Consider the following 15,195-nt stretch of genomic DNA (forward strand, 5'->3'; position numbering starts at 1 on the left):
GATGCCACGACCGCCGGCGAACTTACTGTTCGACCAGGTGAAGCTGCGGTTTTTAGGGGTGGTTCCGGGAGATCAAGTGCGGGGTTTGGTGCCGTTTTACCATTTTCGTATTCTTATAAAAAGGACTACCGACGTGGGGCATATCAATTTTCGCATCGGAGATACGGAACATGTTCGTCTCTGTGCCGGTCACATTGGATATCAGGTGGAGGAAAGGTTTCGAGGCAGACACTATGCATTTCAGGCATGCTGTGCGATTGCCCCTTTTGTACGTTCCATCTATCCGGCTGTAATCCTAACCTGCGATCCGGACAATGTGGCGTCGAGGAAAACTATCGAGCGTCTGGGCGCCAGGTTCCTGGATGAAGTTCCCCTTGCGCCAGCGGACCAGATTTACCATCCGGGATCGTGCGTTAAACGGCGCTACGAATGGGGATTGTGTGCGGAGCAGCCGTGACGGAGTTTTGTGGTGAAACTCAACCTTAATGATAATCGAGCAAGCGGCAAAGCTTAGCGAGCAGGCACGAAAATTTGACGTCCACCAGTGGGGGCATGAAAGCCCATGGATCTTTCCCAGCGGCTTTGATCCTTGGTGAAGTAAAAGCGGTCCTTTACTGGAGAGTCCTCCGTTAGAACCCGGTAGTATTTGCCCTGGTTAAGGCTAAAAACATCACCGGATTCCACAAAGAAGTAATCATAGCCTTCCTTGGTGCCACAGTAGTAGACGGTGTCCTCAGCATGTCGGCGGGCTGTTCCTTGAACAGCCTCGTAGGAAACCACTTTGGGATGAATGCAGCCGGTTAAGGTGATGAGCAGCAGGAGTGAGAGGGCGATGCGCATGATTAGTTAATGTTCGAGGTGCAGACTATCAGGATATTGTTGTCAGTTACCAGTTTATCTCGAAGATGCGCTGTTATGTGGATCGTTGCACAAACCTGACCGGAACCGAGGCAGTAAAGTTTTTATTTTTTGGATTTCCCGTTTTGACTCTCCGTCTTTTCAATTTGGCGGAGAAGACTTTCCGGCCTGGTAACCTGTTCAAGGCACTCAGCAGTGGGTTGATCCTTGAGCGGGATTTCCAGCTTTTCGCATATTTTGTGCAGTAAGCGCAGCATCTCGGTATTTTCCTGTTCAGCAAGGAGGTTGATTTGCAAATCAAGGCGGTTGCGCCGCTCGCTGAGCCGTCCCAGGCGGTTTTGGCTCATCATGATGATGGGACTGGCGTAAGCAGCCTGGAAGGAGAGGGCGAGATTTAGCAGGATGAAGGGATACGGATCCCAGTGTTTAACCCAGGCGATCAGATTGAGACAGACCCAGATGGCCAGGAGGACACTTTGAATAATGATAAAGGTCCAACTGCCCACGCAGGCCGCAAAGCCATCAGCAACACGTTCGCCGAAGGTCCGACTCTCGTCTGCGGCTTGTTCCATTTTTAGGATGGTTTCCACGTTCTTGCGGGTAATTTGCGAGATAGACTTTTTGCGACTCATATGAAGTTCGAGATTTTGACTTACTAAATTGTAACACAGGAATCAGGCTCGACGAGTGGGTGCCAGACCCCGCAAGCCATTGGGTTGGAGAGAGTAATCCTTTTGGCAAGCTTTTCCGCTCATTGCTCCCGCCAGTGCGGCAGGAGGCTGGTTTGCATTATCAAGAAGAGAAAGGCTGGCGGGGAGTTCCAGGTGAAACTTGAGCTGAAAGACATGGAAACTGCGCTCTTTTTCCCGGAGTTTTGGGGGTTACAGCCAATGTTAAAGTGATACAAACGGGCCTATTGGTTATCATGGCAAATATCAAAATCCTTCTTGCCGATGACCACACAGTAGTCCGTCAGGGGCTGTGCGCTTTGCTTCTGGCTGAGCATGACATTGAAATCGTGGCGGAAGCGGAAACGGGTCGGCAGGCGGTGCAGATGGCGAACCGATATTTGCCTAATATCATTATTATGGACGTGGCCATGCCGCTGCTGAACGGGCTGGAAGCGACCCGGCAAATAACCAGCAAGCTGCCGGGTGCAAAAGTGTTGGTGCTCTCGTCATATGGCGACGAGGACTCGGTTCAAAAGTTGACCGAAGCGGGAGCGGCAGGATACGTGATCAAGCAAACTGCGGCCAATGACCTCGTTACAGCGATTCGCGAAGTACATAAAGGCAATGCTTTCTACAGTGCAGCCATCTCCCAGCGGTTGCGTGACCAGTTGCACGCAAGATTCCGGAATGGAAAAAGTGTCAGGAACAGCCTCACCTTGCTGACTCCGCGTGAGGCCGAAGTGTTGGTGCTTATTGCCAAAGGGCAACCCAACAAACAAATGGCTTCCGAACTGGGTATCAGTATCAAAACCATTGAGAAACATCGGCAACAAGTGATGAATAAGTTGAATATCCACGATATTGCCGGCCTGACCCGTTATGCGATTTCCAAAGGCATCATTGAGCAAACTCCGGATCTGGCAGTCGCTTGAGTCGTTCTACTCCTTAAAAACCGTGAAAATCTGCCATTTACGACGGCTTTGTCTTTACACGGATGGCAATCCTCATTTGGAACTCGTTGCCAGAGAAGAACTGAGGGCGGCTTGTTACAGTCCTGAGCCGCTGATATATTAAGTAAGTTATGAGCAAGGCATTTACCAAGGAAGCGGATGATAATCCAGAAGCTCCCACGTTACCGAGGCCAGTTTCGGTATTGCCACCTGGAGCCAAAAACTACCTGACGCCAGACGGTGCTCAAAGGCTGCGAGCCGAATTGAACCGGTTGCAGGCAGAGAAACGTTCGCAAACTGCGACCGGCGAGTTTTCAGGCAATGCGCAAACCGAAATGCAGCTGGTAGGCCAGCATATTCTGCAGTTGGAACAAAGTCTGGCAACCGCCGAGATTGTGCCACCACCGCCGCAACCCTGGGAACAGGTTCGGTTTGGAGCAACGGTTACAGTGCGTGACGAATCGGGGAATGAAACCCGGTATCGTATTGTGGGCGTGGATGAAACTGATATTGACCGGGACTGGGTGAGCTGGCTATCGCCGATAGCGAGGGCATTAATTAATGCAAGGATTGGGGAACGGGTTCACTTCCGGTTTCCAGCGGGTGAAAAGCAGTTGGAAATTGTGAGCATCACCTACGAATGATTCATCGCCGCGCATGATTAACAACTTTAAAGAAACATAGGAAACATTGTTCGGATCGAATAATAATCGGTTAATCCGGATGGAACGGTTTGTTGGTAAGCTTCAAGGAGCCATTCGCAGCAAATAGATTCGTCGCGCGGGGAGCCCATTCCTGCAGCGGCAAGGCCGGTTTAGTGGATTCGAGGAGGTAGTAGTTTTTTCCGCCGACCATGATCAGGGTTTCCACGATCACACAGTGTGTGGCGGCCGACATGGTCGTTTGATTGTTTTTGGCGGGGGTTTTTATGGGTTTCTTCAAGTGAGCTGCGGCTCATACCGTGTAATTCTCAATGTGCTTCCAAGGAATGACTGTGCCCTGCTTCGGCGCAGCTTCGCAAAAAATTACAGAAAAAGTGTTACCTTCGCGTTTCAGCGGATAAATATAAATGGAAACACACTCGAATTGAATGAAGCAAACGATGGGCGACATCGAACTTTTGAGGGAATACGCGTTGCACGGGTCTGACCAGGCTTTTGCAACACTGGTGTCGCGTTACATCAACATGGTGTATTCCGTGGCGTTGCGGCATGTGCGCAATCCGAGCCAGGCGGAGGAAATCAGCCAGGCGGTATTTATAGTTTTGGCAAAGAAAGCAGCGAGCCTGGGTGGCAGAACGGTGTTATCCGGCTGGTTATTTCATACCGCGCGGCTGACCGCGGCAAATTATGTGCGGAAAGAAATCCGACGGTTAAGAAAGGAGCAGGAGGCGTATATGCGATCCACATTGTCTGAAGGCGGGGATGTGCCATGGGAGCGAATTGCACCCTGCCTGGATGCGGCCATCGCCGAATTGGGCGAGAAGGATCGAAACGCCATTGTGTTGCGGTATGTGGAAGGCAAAAACCTGAAGGAGGTGGGGGAAGCTTTGGGGGCGAGTGAGGATGCGGCCAAGATGCGGGTGAATCGGGCGGTGGAAAAGTTGCGTGGTGTTTTTAAGAAGCAGGGGATTGTGCTCTCCAGCGCGGCATTGTGCGGAATCATTGCCGCACATGCGGTGGAGGCGGCTCCGGCGGGGTTGGCGGGAGCCACGGCGCTGGCAGTGACCCAGGGGACAGCGGTATCGGTATCAACGATGGCGATAGCGAAAGGAACTTTAAAACTTATGGCATGGACAAAGGTTAAAATTGCAGGGGGCGTAATCGTGGCCGGGTTGGTGGCTTTTCAATGGCATGAAATCATCGCCCAGAGGCGGGATCTCGCGGCCGTCCAGCAGGAATTGCACGAGCGCGATAATAAGTTGGAGAAGCAAAAGGCAGAGCTGGAGAAATTACACCAGGAGAGACTGGTGATGGCCGAGGACTTGCGCACGGCAACCACGGCGAAGGCGAAGGCCATCGGCAAGGAGAAGGCGGCAGTAGCGGCGGCAAAGAGTGCTTCGGTGGCGGCGGCGGGAAAGGAAACATCGCCAATGGAAATGGCAAAGTTGCTGGTTGATCCTTCCATGAACGAGTTGTTACGGGTGCAAACCAAGGCTCTTTTGAAGGGGCAGATTGGCGGCTTCGCAAAGAAAATGAATCTGGGTGAGGCGGACATGGACAAGCTCTATAATCTTTATATCGATAAGTCCCTCAAGGACCGCGCGAGTGCGGCGGCGGTGATCCGGGGAGAAATGGATGTGGACCAGGCGCTAGCCAAACGAGAGCAGGGGAAACAGCAAATGGAGAGTGAACTGAGAGCCCTGCTGGGGGATGCGAATTATGCGCAGTTTGGAGAATTGAAGAAAGATGCCATTGCCAGGAAATCATTGGAATCACTCAACAGCGAATCCAGTGACAATCCACTGAACGAGACACAGAGGGCACAGTTTTTGAAGGTGATGCACGACATGCCTGAACTGCCGACGATTGATAATATCGACGTGTTTCGTTCCAAAGAATCCTTGGATCAGGTTTACCAGGGATTGGAGGATACGGCGCGGAAGCTACGGGAACAATCGTCCGCATTCTTAAGCGCAGAGCAATTGGCGGCGTTGGAGAAAACGCAGACCGGGGTCATCCAACACATCAAGTCGGAGCTGGAGCTGGGACAGAAGGTGTTGGTGGGACAGGCGAAGTAGTAAGCGACAGATTGGTCAGGAAACAATAGGCATGTTTTGCAAGTCAAGTTGTCTGAGGAGTAGTGGGAGAAATCGTTCCAAGCATCTCAAGGCGAACCTCAGACATGGGGGTTAGAGGAAATTTTCAGGAACCTTCACCCGATTTGACTCGGTGACCTGAAACCCTGTATCGCGCAACACGGTTTTAAGAAGGGACAGGAAGTCATCTGCCGTTTCCGAGTCAAAGTTCACGATAAACTGCAGGTAATCGTTGTGAAGGAGGTAGCTGAGACGCGCTCCGTAATTTCGTAAAAAAAAGTCAATGCTCTGTTCCTTGACAGTGAGGAGGTCAGGCCGGCCCAAGTTCTCAAAGATGGATTTCATCTCCTCGATCTCAAAATAAGCGGAAGGATGATCGAGGCGGAGTGATGCGTAATCATTCCACGGTTGAAAGAAAGTGCATTCGAACGGTTGTACGATAATGCCCGAACTGCTCACCCAATTTACGACATCAAGGAACGATGGGCCTAATTTGAAAAGCTCGGTTTTATGACGAGGGAAGGCGTAGATCTCGGAAGGTTTTTCAGGGAGGAAGGCAAGCAGATCGCTATCGATGGTATCCGCAAAAGGGACCAGCCGAGCTTTTTGTTCGGGAGTGAGTCGAATAGTTCCTTCCTCCCAAAAATCATATGCAAGTGCTTCGCGGGTCATCTTGAGTTCCTCGACAATTCTTTGCGGACGGTATGGTCGGATGTAACCGTCTATATCACCTTCACCAAATGTCAGCATGAGCTCGGCGTAACCAGCAGGGAATGCTGTTCCTATTGAGGCTTCGGCAGATCGAAGTTCTTCCGTTGTGACAGGTGCGGTCTTGTTGGAAACGCAGTAAAGTTCTTGAAAGGAGGTTAGTGCTCTCATAATTATCCCTATGTAAACAATGGTAAGGATGCGTTGATGGCATCGTCACGAAAAAAAGTTCACTAACCTCCGCAACTGAGCGAAGGCTTGTTGCAGATTTTAATCTGTTGATGAATGTTCAGTTGGCAGAGTTGCTTTGCAATTCAGGCACTGACGGATTAATTTATGAAAACCTCCGGCAAGATTCCTTTTTCGATTCTCGATCTCGCACCCATTGTGGTTGGTGGCACGGCGGCGCAGTCTTTTCGGAACACGCTCGATTTGGCGCAGCACGCGGAGAAGTGGGGGTATTATCGTTACTGGCTGGCGGAGCATCACAACATGACGGGGATTGCCAGCGCGGCGACGTCAGTGGTGATTGGATATGTGGCGCAAGGAACCAAGTCGATACGCGTGGGTGCGGGAGGGGTGATGTTGCCCAATCACGCGCCGCTGGTCATTGCGGAGCAGTTCGGGACGCTGGCCTCACTTTATCCGGGACGCATTGATCTGGGATTGGGGCGCGCGCCGGGAACGGACCAGCGGACAGCGCGCGCGTTACGGCGGGATCGCATGGATAGCGCGGATTCCTTCCCGCAGGATGTAGTGGAGTTGTTATCGTATTTCAAGCCGGTGCAACCGGGACAGACTCTGCGGGCGGTTCCCGGGGCAGGTTTGGAGGTGAAGGTGTGGCTCTTGGGTTCGAGTCTTTTCAGCGCGCAATTGGCGGCGATGCTCGGTCTGCCATTTGCGTTCGCATCACATTTTGCGCCGGATCATTTGATGGAGGCGCTGGAGATTTATCGCAGTCGTTTTGAGCCGTCGGAGTATTTGGACAAGCCTCACGCGATGGTGGGGGTGAATGTGTTTGCGGCGGATACGGACCGGGAAGCGGAACGGGCGTTTACGTCATTGCAACAGGCGTTTATTAATTTGCGTCGCGGCGTCCCTGGACAGTTGCCGCCACCGGTGGAGAGCATAGAAGAGAGGTGGGCGGAGCATGAAAGGGCTGGGGCGGACCATGCATTGAAGTATTCGGTGGTGGGTTCGCCGGAGACGGTGCGGCACGGGTTGGAGCAATTCATCGACATGACTGAGGCGGATGAGGTGATGGTGACGGCGCAGATGTATGATCATGCGGCACGGTTGAGGTCGTTTGAAATTGTGGCGGAAGTGAGGGACAGGATTTGGGCGGGGCAGAGCGAGCGGGCAGATGTTGAAAGTGTGGGGTAGAAGGGAATTTTGAATTGCGATTTTGATTTTTGATTGGGGAGGTGGATGGGGTGGATCGTAGGCCGCAGAGGCGGGTGAGTTTCGCGGATAATATTGAATTGGAGGAGGCGGTTACAGGGAAAGTTTGTGCACCGTTTGCAGGAAAGAATTTCGGTCGGTTAAATCGGGGAAGGTTTGCACGGCGCCTTCGGCAATCAGTCGTTCCGCGTGAAGGCCGGTCCCGATTCCGATAAAGGGAATTTTCAGTTTGCGGCAGGCACGGGCATCCCAGACACCATCACCAATATAAATCTTATTCACGAACGCAATCGCCGGAGGCACCGCCGAGGCTCGGAGGATGGCGGTTTTCATAATGTCCTCCCTGGCGACGGCGTCATCGGCTGAGGCGGCAGGGAAATGGTCGAAGCAGAGGCCGGCGCTGGACATTTTGAGCCGTGCGGAACAGCTCCAGGCACCCGTGGCCAGAGCGATGCGGAGGTTTGGAGTGGCGGACAGGTGGAGCAGCAAGTCAGAGGCCCCTGCAATGGCTTGGAAAGGGGATTGTTGGCACGCGTCTGTGAGCAACCGCACAAACGTTTGCTGAAACCCCAAAGTCTCCTCCAGCGTAGGTAGCCGCTCTTTGCGCAGAGCGAATAATTCCTGAAGGATGCCTGCATCGGTGGCATGCTGATAGTGTGACCAATCCGTATCAACTTCTGTGAATGCAAATACCTCGGCCAGTGCCTGCGCGAAACAGTGTCCATCGATGTGCATCGTCTCTGTGAGCGTGCCGTCAATGTCGAATATGACAACGGATTTGGAAGTGTGCATGGCGCTCAAAGCTGGGGTAGAAAAGGAATGCCATCAATCAAATCTTTCACCAAGTCATCGACAAGGTGCTGAGGTGATGGCGTTGGCGGCTGGCTTGACAAGCCGGACTTGAATGGGCAAGAGTGGGCGTTGATTACGCCATGCTGAGTGAACCTGTCATTCGGAAGATTCGGGAGGATGAGCTTGCGAGCTTGTTGAGTCTTTATCGTCATTTGCATCCAACTGATCCCGAGCTGGCGGTTACGGTTGAAGTGGAGGCGTTGTGGCAGCGCATCGTTGCCGATCCCCAAGTGCATTATTTGGTGGCTGTGGTGGAGGAACGGATGGTTTCGACATGCGCATTGGCGATTATTCCCAATTTGACACGAGGAGGTCGACCGTACGGTTTGATCGAAAATGTGGTGACTGATCCGGAGTTTCGGAAGCGAGGAATTGGGACGCGAATTCTGAGAGACGCGATTGAGGTGGCGCGGCGGGAGAATTGTTACAAGGTGATGCTGCTGACGGGACGCAAGGATGACGCGACGTTGCGATTCTATGAGCAGGCGGGTTTCGAGGCGGGAGTTAAGACTGGGTTTGTGGCGAAGTTGTAGAAGGAGTAAAGGGAAGGAAATTTTGAATTGCGATTTTTGAATTGGGGAGTGAATGGGGCGGGTTGTGGGCCGCGTACGCGGATGGGCTCGACGGATGTGATTGGAGCTACGACGAGGTTAGAGTTCGAGTCTTTCCAGACGGGCACCAGCCTCACTCCACCGAGTTATTGATTGCTGGCGCGCGGGATTGAATTTTTGGATTTGATTTGGGCGTGGGATGGAGGATGTTGGCGGCTAAATGAACTGGCTGGCACACTCGCTCTTGTCCGAACCTTCGGCGGAGTTTCGCATGGGGAATATCCTGGCGGACATTCTGCGAAGGCCAGAGTTGGAGTTAATGCCGGTGGGGATTTTGCGCGGGGTGGCGTGTCATCGAAGGATTGATGCTTTCACGGATCGGCATCCGATTATCCGGCAGAGCAAGCAGCGGGTGAATGGTTCGTTCCGGAGGTATGCGAGCATTTTGGTGGATGTGTTCTACGATCATTTGCTGGCGAAGGAGTGGCATCGGCATGCGACGGTGTCGCTGGAGCAATTCACGTCGGAGGTGTATGCGGGGATTGATGAGTTGCCGCGCGAGGTGCCGTTGATGGCGCGGATGAGATTGGAGCAGATGCGGAGGGAGAATTGGCTGGGGCGATATCGGGAGATTGAGGGAATCAGGCAAGCGTTGGAGGGCGTGGGTAGTCGATTGCGGCGACCGGTGGATTTGGGTGCGGCGGTGGCGGATTTGGAGATGCATTACGACGGGTTCAAAGAGGATTTTGGGATGTTCTTTCCGGAGTTGAGAAAGCACGTGGAGGGTAATACTGCAGAAATTGAATAGCCAAAAAAACACAAACGGCGCAAAGGAATGGAGTTCGGAACCTTACCCGCAGAACACGGAGGATAAGATAGAAGAGAGGCGGAGAATCGCAATTCTAAAGGATTTTTACTTTTTATTTCACCTCGACTTGAGTCGTGATTGTAATGGCTTTCGGGCTTTTCATTTCGTTGCGGCTTGATTGGTCCTTGCGGGATCAATGCGCTGGAGGGCGGTTTGGATTTCTTTTTCGAGGTCTGACGGGGCGTCCTTCAGAAGGTTGGTGAGTTTGGGAATGGCTGCCTTGGAGGCAGGGCCGTATCGGCCGAGCATCCAGACGGCACTTTTGCGAACATCTGGATGTTTATCGTCCAAGGTTTCAATCAGGGCAGGGACGATGATGTCGGACTGCTTCTTATAGATGCCTCCGAAAGATGCGGCAGCCATACGGCGAACTTCGGGTGCCGGGTCTTTCAGTGCGCGGATGAGAGCAGGGACAATGACGCCGGGTTGAGTCTGGGAGAGCTCAAGAGCATTCGCAGCGATGGTGCGCACGCTGGAATTATTGTTGGTTAGCGCCTTGAGTAAAGCGGGTGTGGCTTCCGGAGCGAGTAGGGGTGTGTAGCCCCTGGGATCATATGCCAGGACATTGACGGCCTGAAGCGCGGTAGTGGGATTATCGAGACAATCGGCGATGGCTGGAATGGCAGGCTTTCCCACGGAGCCGAGAGCCTGAAGTGCCTCGAACGCCTGGTAATGACGCTGATAGCCCGTGCGAAGGTATGTCCGAAAAACAGAATAGCGTTGAAGAAAAAAATAGCACTTGTCCTTCCATTTGATTTCACGCGAGTGGAGGTCGTGGATCAGGAATGGAAGAGCATTTGTGCCCATGTTGCGAAAGGCATCGTCGCGCAGAGTGGAAGGACCCATTTGAAGCCATTGGGTGAGCGATTTGCCTTGGTAGACTGGTTCGTGAGGGCTTCGACGAAGGAGATGCCAAATAATGATGCTGATGAGGAGCAGCAACAGGGCTATGAACAGAGTGCGGCGGTTGGGCCTCATTGGTGGTTAGGATGACGCAATTTCAACAGGGAGACTAGGGAAAAACAAGGGTTTGGCCACCAGAACCTAGCCGTAAACACGCTGAACAGTTGCCAATGAAACGGTGCGCGCGTTGGCACCTCCACGCGCTGCATCGCTTGAACGTGCTGCAAGTGATGGCTCAGTCGATGAATGTGGTTGGTGTTTAATTTACGGTTTTAGTGCGATGCTCCGCAGGCAGGCAGGTTCTTCAATTTGGGCTTTTTGTTTTGATATACGATGGATGGTTCGTATATTAGCAACGCGTGCTCGAGTTGATCCCAGTTGTAGTTTCCATTGCTTTTTTGATCAGCATTTTTAGTTGGTGCTGCTGGTACTGGTTTTTCATTGCGCGTGCCAGTGCTCGTAAAGGGAAATGGGGTATCAATCGTCAGGTTGTTGATTGCCATGACTGTGGGCAGCGGATGCCAAGATTTCGCATTCCGCAGTCCTTTCAGCAAGGATGTTGGGGAGGTTGGACATGCCGATCCTGTGGCTGTGAGATGGATAAATGGGGGCGGAAGATTGAGTCTTCGGCGATTCCAAAGGCGAAGAGTCCATTACAGTGAAGCAGCGTTGTCGGCCGGGCCCCAAACCAAAATCCTTCCTGCCATTCGAAGATTTTCTTTTGGCATTCGGTATGGTAAATAATCAAGCCATGTCGAATTCCATGCGAAGCTTCTTGTATGTTTTCACGTTGGGCATGGTTTCATTCATGGGATGCACCCGTTCGACTGACACTAAACTCTCGACGATGCAGCCCGGTCAGGGTGGGAGTGCAAAGAGATCCGCGCTGGTTGGGAAAGCAGGGGCGGTGCAATTACTCGAATTTGAAAAGGACCTGGCTATTCGGGCAGTTCGGATTGTGAAGATCTCAGACACGGTCACAAATGTGGCCGCAACCGATACGATTGATGGCGACTACGGTAACGAGGTGAAGGTCGGCATCGTGCAGTTAGGGCGGGGCGGGGTGTCCAATGGCAAGTTCCTGGTTACCATCGCGGTTTCCAATTCCAGTAACCAGCTCGAAACAGGATACCTTTTTAGCATGGACTCGCGCGAGGGCCCGAAGGAGTATTATGCTCCGCGAGTCCTCAGACTTTCGAGTTCCACCTGGACACAGGTTTACAGTTTCAAGGAAAGTTTTCCACAGTCGGAGCTGAGAGTTGAATTGCTTGGAGGCGGAAAGGGCACTGAAAAATAGGCCAGATGCAGTTTGCTTATGTATAAAAGTAAGATTGACATAGTTAGTATAATTGTGTAGTGATATGAAAATACATGAGCATCGGACTGCCTATTTGTGATTTTGAGGGTACCGTTCGGAAAATGAGACTGACTCGTTGGATGAAGTATTTATTTGTGGCAGTCGAAATGAGAACTTTGGCGGGAATTGGCTTGATGACGTGCCGGTTATATCTCGGGTTAACTAGCGCTAACTTGGGCTAACTCGGGTTATCTCGCCTTAACTCGGGTTAAAAAAAGTGGACTCTGAGCAGGTAGGAAGTCGGAACTCGGAAACTTAGCCATCAAAGGCAGGCTGGTTGGGTTAACGGAACACTTTGGAGCGGAACTGAAAGAGAGTGAGGCCGAATTGAAATGAGGAGTCAAAGAATGAACGAAACGGCTGGTTGGTTTCCTAAGTTACACAATGCCATTAAGGAAATATGAGCTTGAATTAATGGTTCTACTATTTAATTTAGTCAACTCGACTGCAAAAAATTTATGAGTTCAGGAAAAATTATTGTGTGCGGTGGCGGCGGATTTATCGGTGGTCATTTGATCGCCGATTTGCTGCGTCAAGGCCATCGCGATATTCGTTCGGTGGATATCAAGCCGACGAAGGAATGGTATCAAATTTCGCCGAAGGTGGAGAATTTGCAGTTGGATTTGCAGGAGAAGGGCGCGTGCGAACAGGCGTTGAAGGGAGCGCACACGGTTTATAATCTGGCGGCGGACATGGGCGGAATGGGGTTCATCGAGAACAATCGCGCGTTGTGCATGTTGTCGGTGTTGATCAATACGCATTTGTGCATGGCGGCGAGGGACAACGGAGTGCAACGATATTTTTACGCGTCTTCGGCCTGTGTTTATGCGGCGGACAAGCAGACCATGGCGGAAGTGACCGCGTTGAAAGAAAGTGACGCCTATCCTGCTATGCCGGAGGATGGTTACGGTTGGGAGAAGCTTTTTAGTGAACGGATGTGCCGGCATTTCCGGGAAGATTTCGGGTTGCAAGCGCGGGTGGCGCGTTATCACAACGTTTACGGACCTTACGGGACCTATGAGGGCGGTCGTGAGAAGGCGCCGGCAGCGGTTTGCCGGAAAGTGATTTCCGCGAAGCTGAGCGGCAAGCATGAGATAGAGATTTGGGGTGATGGCAAGCAGACCCGGAGTTTCATGTATATCGATGATTGCGTGAAGGGAACGCAGGATATTTTGGCGAGTGAGATTTTGGAGCCGATCAACCTGGGTAGCAGCGAATTGGTGACGATTAACGGGTTGGTGGATCTCGTTGAGCAAATCGCCGGGATCAAGCTCAAGCGCAACTATAATCTATCGGCACCGAAAGGGGTGAAGGGGCGGAATAGTGATAATACCCTCATTCATCAATATCTGGGATGGGAGCCGAGCACCAAGTTGCGTGATGGCATGGAGAAGACGTATCGTTGGATTTACGATGAAATGACAAAGAAATGAGTGTTGGTCGTGCGGTTTTCGCATCGATCTTTACGCGTGCGTAAAGAAGTGGAAGCTCGTCAGTTATGAAGCGAATTAATTTGAGCAGTTCTCTGGTTCAATGGTCTAATTGAAGCAGAAATAAGATCATGGAAAGCCAGCCAAACAGTCCAGGTATAGTGGCAGAGTTCAAAGCGGAATTCCTCCGTTGCTGGCAATTGCTTCCGAACAAGGGATTATTCTTTGGGCTTCTGGGAGGGTGGTTGATGCTGTTCCAATTCCTCGGTAATGGCACTTTTGGGTATGTCGATACGAGTTCTCTGCTGAAATGGATGTATGCCGCCTACAACATCAAGAATACGGTGACTGATGATGGGATAGGGAATTTGGTTCCATTTGCAGTGCTGGCGCTTTTTTGGTGGAAGCGAAAGGAGTTGCTGGCTTTGAAATTGGAGCCTTGGTGGCCTGGGCTGGTGGTTTTGTTTCTTTCGCTTGCGCTGCATGTGATCGGGTATTTGGTGCAGCAACCGCGCCTTTCCATCGTCGCTCTTTTTACCGGGATTTACGGATTGACGGGTTTGGTTTGGGGATTCGGTTGGATGTGGCGGAGCTTCTTTCCCTATTTTCTATTTATCTTCAGCGTGCCGCTGGGATCGTTGGCTGAGCCCATCAGTTTTCCATTGCGTGTTTTTGTGACAAAGATTGTGGCGATGATTGCACCATTGCTTGGCATTGATGTGATTCGGGAGGGAACGCAGCTCTATGACGGAGCCAGGACCTATCAGTTTGAGGTTGCTGCAGCATGCAGCGGCATTCGAAGTCTGACGTCGATCATTGTCATAACGACAATCGTTGCTTTTGTATTTTTGTCAGGGAATTCCAAGCGAATGATCATGATTGTCGCGGCTTTTCCGCTGGCGGTCATCGGCAATGTGATTCGGTTAATGGGCGTGGTGGTGGTGGCTGATATGTTCGGGCAGGATTGGGGCAATCGCGTTCATGACAGCTTCATACTCAGCATCCTGCCGTATATTCCTGCGATTTTGGGAGTGTATGCTTTGGCGTTCTGGTTGAACAAGCCCCGGGCGGAATCACCTCTGCCATTGGAGACCAAGCCGGTATGAACAAGCAAAAATGGTTCATACTAATAACGGCCATGGGTTTGATGGCAGCCACTGCGGGAGTACTGTCGTGGTATAAGACTGCACAGAAGTTGGGTGCGCCTGGCGTGAAAACAACTCCCATTGCTGGAAGTCATCGTCTGAATATTCAGCTTCCCGAGTTGGTGTTGGATTATACCTCCGAGGCTGTGCCAACGGATCAGGGGTTGTTGGATTATATGCCGCAGGACACGAGTTTTGTGCAACGGCATTACGTGTCACAAGATGGTTTTCATACGATACTGAACGTGGTCCTGATGGGCACAGATCGCACGAGTATTCATAAGCCGCAGTTTTGCCTGAGGGGTCAGGGTTGGGACATTGATGGCGGGAAGTCGACGGAAACCACGATCCGCATGACCCGCCCTTATGCTTATGATTTGCCAGTCATGAAACTGATCGCGTCGCGAACCTTTTCAGAAAAAGGGCGCTCGTTTACCAAGCAAGGAGTTTATGTTTACTGGTTTGTGGCGGACAACGACCTGACCGCACAGCACCGGACGCGCATGTGGCACATGAGCATGAATTTGCTAAGGACGGGCGTTTTGGAGCGCTGGGCTTATGTAACTTGCTTTGCTGTGTGCGATCCCGGTGAAGAGGAGGCAACTTTTGAGCGGATGAAGAAATTTATTGCGGCTTCCACGCCTCAATTTCAGCTGGCAGCTGGTCCTCATGCTGCAACTGCCGAATTACCACAGACGGCTTCTAGATGAGCGGTTCAGAAGTCAGTTTGATTATCAGAAAGG

General features: G+C 51.8%; 17 protein-coding genes. 11 read left to right on the forward strand and 6 right to left on the reverse strand.

Translation table 11 applies throughout. The annotated features are described in order from the left end of the window. Window position 1 precedes the first annotated feature (1 nt). Window positions 2-457 (forward strand): GNAT family N-acetyltransferase, encoded by a 456-nt coding sequence (locus CFLAV_RS08910; RefSeq protein WP_202796870.1) that lies wholly within the window; start codon window positions 2-4, stop codon window positions 455-457. 53 nt (window positions 458-510) lie between these two features. Here the strand turns inward: CFLAV_RS08910 and CFLAV_RS08915 are convergent, their stop codons facing one another. Next, complete coding sequence (locus CFLAV_RS08915) at window positions 511-840, reverse strand: hypothetical protein (protein WP_007414368.1); 330 nt, start codon at window positions 838-840, stop codon at window positions 511-513. A 122-nt stretch (window positions 841-962) separates the two neighbouring features. Further along, window positions 963-1,490 carry a DUF1003 domain-containing protein gene (locus CFLAV_RS08920; RefSeq protein WP_007414369.1) on the reverse strand — a complete coding sequence of 176 codons (528 nt, stop codon included), beginning with the start codon at window positions 1,488-1,490 and terminating at the stop codon, window positions 963-965. A 293-nt stretch (window positions 1,491-1,783) separates the two neighbouring features. On the opposite strand from CFLAV_RS08920, the gene CFLAV_RS08930 reads away from it, so the two are divergent. Together CFLAV_RS08930 and CFLAV_RS08935 are read left to right on the forward strand one after the other, a co-directional pair. Next, entirely contained in the window at window positions 1,784-2,461 is a 678-nt protein-coding gene (locus CFLAV_RS08930) for a response regulator (protein WP_007414370.1), read from the forward strand. A 149-nt stretch (window positions 2,462-2,610) separates the two neighbouring features. Then, window positions 2,611-3,123 carry a GreA/GreB family elongation factor gene (locus CFLAV_RS08935; RefSeq protein ID WP_007414371.1) on the forward strand — a complete coding sequence of 171 codons (513 nt, stop codon included), beginning with the start codon at window positions 2,611-2,613 and terminating at the stop codon, window positions 3,121-3,123. A gap of 70 nt (window positions 3,124-3,193) precedes the next feature. On the opposite strand, the gene CFLAV_RS08940 is transcribed toward CFLAV_RS08935, so the two are convergent. Beyond that, the gene (locus CFLAV_RS08940; RefSeq protein ID WP_007414372.1) at window positions 3,194-3,376 is read right to left on the reverse strand and encodes a hypothetical protein; all 183 of its coding nucleotides are present in this window, start codon (window positions 3,374-3,376) and stop codon (window positions 3,194-3,196) included. 193 nt (window positions 3,377-3,569) lie between these two features. Here CFLAV_RS08940 and CFLAV_RS08945 point away from each other — a divergent pair, with 193 nt between their 5' ends. After that, window positions 3,570-5,219 carry an RNA polymerase sigma factor gene (locus CFLAV_RS08945; protein ID WP_007414373.1) on the forward strand — a complete coding sequence of 550 codons (1,650 nt, stop codon included), beginning with the start codon at window positions 3,570-3,572 and terminating at the stop codon, window positions 5,217-5,219. 111 nt (window positions 5,220-5,330) lie between these two features. Here the strand turns inward: CFLAV_RS08945 and CFLAV_RS08950 are convergent, their stop codons facing one another. Next, window positions 5,331-6,116 (reverse strand): SMI1/KNR4 family protein, encoded by a 786-nt coding sequence (locus CFLAV_RS08950; RefSeq protein WP_007414374.1) that lies wholly within the window; start codon window positions 6,114-6,116, stop codon window positions 5,331-5,333. A gap of 165 nt (window positions 6,117-6,281) precedes the next feature. Between CFLAV_RS08950 and CFLAV_RS08955 the strand changes: the two genes are divergently transcribed. Next, on the forward strand, window positions 6,282-7,328 hold the full coding sequence (locus tag CFLAV_RS08955; RefSeq protein ID WP_007414375.1) for an LLM class flavin-dependent oxidoreductase: 1,047 nt from the start codon (window positions 6,282-6,284) through the stop codon (window positions 7,326-7,328). A gap of 111 nt (window positions 7,329-7,439) precedes the next feature. Here CFLAV_RS08955 and CFLAV_RS08960 read toward each other — a convergent pair whose 3' ends face one another. Further along, a complete protein-coding gene (locus tag CFLAV_RS08960) occupies window positions 7,440-8,138 on the reverse strand; it encodes an HAD family hydrolase (RefSeq protein WP_007414376.1) in 699 nt (232 codons plus the stop codon). A gap of 140 nt (window positions 8,139-8,278) precedes the next feature. Between CFLAV_RS08960 and CFLAV_RS08965 the strand changes: the two genes are divergently transcribed. Both CFLAV_RS08965 and CFLAV_RS08970 read left to right on the forward strand, forming a co-directional pair. Then, entirely contained in the window at window positions 8,279-8,731 is a 453-nt protein-coding gene (locus CFLAV_RS08965; RefSeq protein ID WP_007414377.1) for a GNAT family N-acetyltransferase, read from the forward strand. Window positions 8,732-8,969: 238 nt separating this feature from the next. Continuing rightward, complete coding sequence (locus CFLAV_RS08970) at window positions 8,970-9,557, forward strand: acyl carrier protein phosphodiesterase (RefSeq protein WP_007414378.1); 588 nt, start codon at window positions 8,970-8,972, stop codon at window positions 9,555-9,557. Between the two features lie 159 nt (window positions 9,558-9,716). On the opposite strand, the gene CFLAV_RS08975 is transcribed toward CFLAV_RS08970, so the two are convergent. After that, window positions 9,717-10,595, reverse strand: coding sequence for a HEAT repeat domain-containing protein (locus CFLAV_RS08975; protein WP_007414379.1), 879 nt, complete (start codon window positions 10,593-10,595; stop codon window positions 9,717-9,719). A gap of 676 nt (window positions 10,596-11,271) precedes the next feature. Between CFLAV_RS08975 and CFLAV_RS08985 the strand changes: the two genes are divergently transcribed. The 4 genes from CFLAV_RS08985 (at window position 11,272) to CFLAV_RS09000 (ending at window position 15,162) form a co-directional block, all read left to right on the forward strand. Continuing rightward, on the forward strand, window positions 11,272-11,817 hold the full coding sequence (locus CFLAV_RS08985) for a hypothetical protein (RefSeq protein WP_150107334.1): 546 nt from the start codon (window positions 11,272-11,274) through the stop codon (window positions 11,815-11,817). A 518-nt stretch (window positions 11,818-12,335) separates the two neighbouring features. Further along, window positions 12,336-13,310 (forward strand): NAD-dependent epimerase/dehydratase family protein, encoded by a 975-nt coding sequence (locus CFLAV_RS08990; protein WP_007414383.1) that lies wholly within the window; start codon window positions 12,336-12,338, stop codon window positions 13,308-13,310. A gap of 128 nt (window positions 13,311-13,438) precedes the next feature. Further along, a complete protein-coding gene (locus CFLAV_RS08995) occupies window positions 13,439-14,413 on the forward strand; it encodes an exosortase/archaeosortase family protein (RefSeq protein WP_007414384.1) in 975 nt (324 codons plus the stop codon). 32 nt (window positions 14,414-14,445) lie between these two features. Beyond that, entirely contained in the window at window positions 14,446-15,162 is a 717-nt protein-coding gene (locus CFLAV_RS09000; protein WP_160164536.1) for an exosortase-associated EpsI family protein, read from the forward strand. The last annotated feature ends 33 nt before the right edge of the window (window positions 15,163-15,195 follow it).

The sequence above is a fragment of the Pedosphaera parvula Ellin514 genome (assembly GCF_000172555.1).
Classification (GTDB): Bacteria; Verrucomicrobiota; Verrucomicrobiia; order Limisphaerales; family Pedosphaeraceae; genus Pedosphaera.

What these genes read in the sequence shown, in the direction of transcription:
- CFLAV_RS08910 (WP_202796870.1), top strand. Translation starts at nt 2, where the DNA reads ATGCCACGACCGCCGGCGAACTTACTGTTCGACCAGGTGAAGCTGCGG.
- CFLAV_RS08915 (WP_007414368.1), bottom strand. Translation starts at nt 840, where the DNA reads ATGCGCATCGCCCTCTCACTCCTGCTGCTCATCACCTTAACCGGCTGC.
- CFLAV_RS08920 (WP_007414369.1), bottom strand. Translation starts at nt 1,490, where the DNA reads ATGAGTCGCAAAAAGTCTATCTCGCAAATTACCCGCAAGAACGTGGAA.
- CFLAV_RS08930 (WP_007414370.1), top strand. Translation starts at nt 1,784, where the DNA reads ATGGCAAATATCAAAATCCTTCTTGCCGATGACCACACAGTAGTCCGT.
- CFLAV_RS08935 (WP_007414371.1), top strand. Translation starts at nt 2,611, where the DNA reads ATGAGCAAGGCATTTACCAAGGAAGCGGATGATAATCCAGAAGCTCCC.
- CFLAV_RS08940 (WP_007414372.1), bottom strand. Translation starts at nt 3,376, where the DNA reads ATGTCGGCCGCCACACACTGTGTGATCGTGGAAACCCTGATCATGGTC.
- CFLAV_RS08945 (WP_007414373.1), top strand. Translation starts at nt 3,570, where the DNA reads ATGAAGCAAACGATGGGCGACATCGAACTTTTGAGGGAATACGCGTTG.
- CFLAV_RS08950 (WP_007414374.1), bottom strand. Translation starts at nt 6,116, where the DNA reads ATGAGAGCACTAACCTCCTTTCAAGAACTTTACTGCGTTTCCAACAAG.
- CFLAV_RS08955 (WP_007414375.1), top strand. Translation starts at nt 6,282, where the DNA reads ATGAAAACCTCCGGCAAGATTCCTTTTTCGATTCTCGATCTCGCACCC.
- CFLAV_RS08960 (WP_007414376.1), bottom strand. Translation starts at nt 8,138, where the DNA reads ATGCACACTTCCAAATCCGTTGTCATATTCGACATTGACGGCACGCTC.
- CFLAV_RS08965 (WP_007414377.1), top strand. Translation starts at nt 8,279, where the DNA reads ATGCTGAGTGAACCTGTCATTCGGAAGATTCGGGAGGATGAGCTTGCG.
- CFLAV_RS08970 (WP_007414378.1), top strand. Translation starts at nt 8,970, where the DNA reads ATGAACTGGCTGGCACACTCGCTCTTGTCCGAACCTTCGGCGGAGTTT.
- CFLAV_RS08975 (WP_007414379.1), bottom strand. Translation starts at nt 10,595, where the DNA reads ATGAGGCCCAACCGCCGCACTCTGTTCATAGCCCTGTTGCTGCTCCTC.
- CFLAV_RS08985 (WP_150107334.1), top strand. Translation starts at nt 11,272, where the DNA reads ATGTCGAATTCCATGCGAAGCTTCTTGTATGTTTTCACGTTGGGCATG.
- CFLAV_RS08990 (WP_007414383.1), top strand. Translation starts at nt 12,336, where the DNA reads ATGAGTTCAGGAAAAATTATTGTGTGCGGTGGCGGCGGATTTATCGGT.
- CFLAV_RS08995 (WP_007414384.1), top strand. Translation starts at nt 13,439, where the DNA reads ATGGAAAGCCAGCCAAACAGTCCAGGTATAGTGGCAGAGTTCAAAGCG.
- CFLAV_RS09000 (WP_160164536.1), top strand. Translation starts at nt 14,446, where the DNA reads ATGGGTTTGATGGCAGCCACTGCGGGAGTACTGTCGTGGTATAAGACT.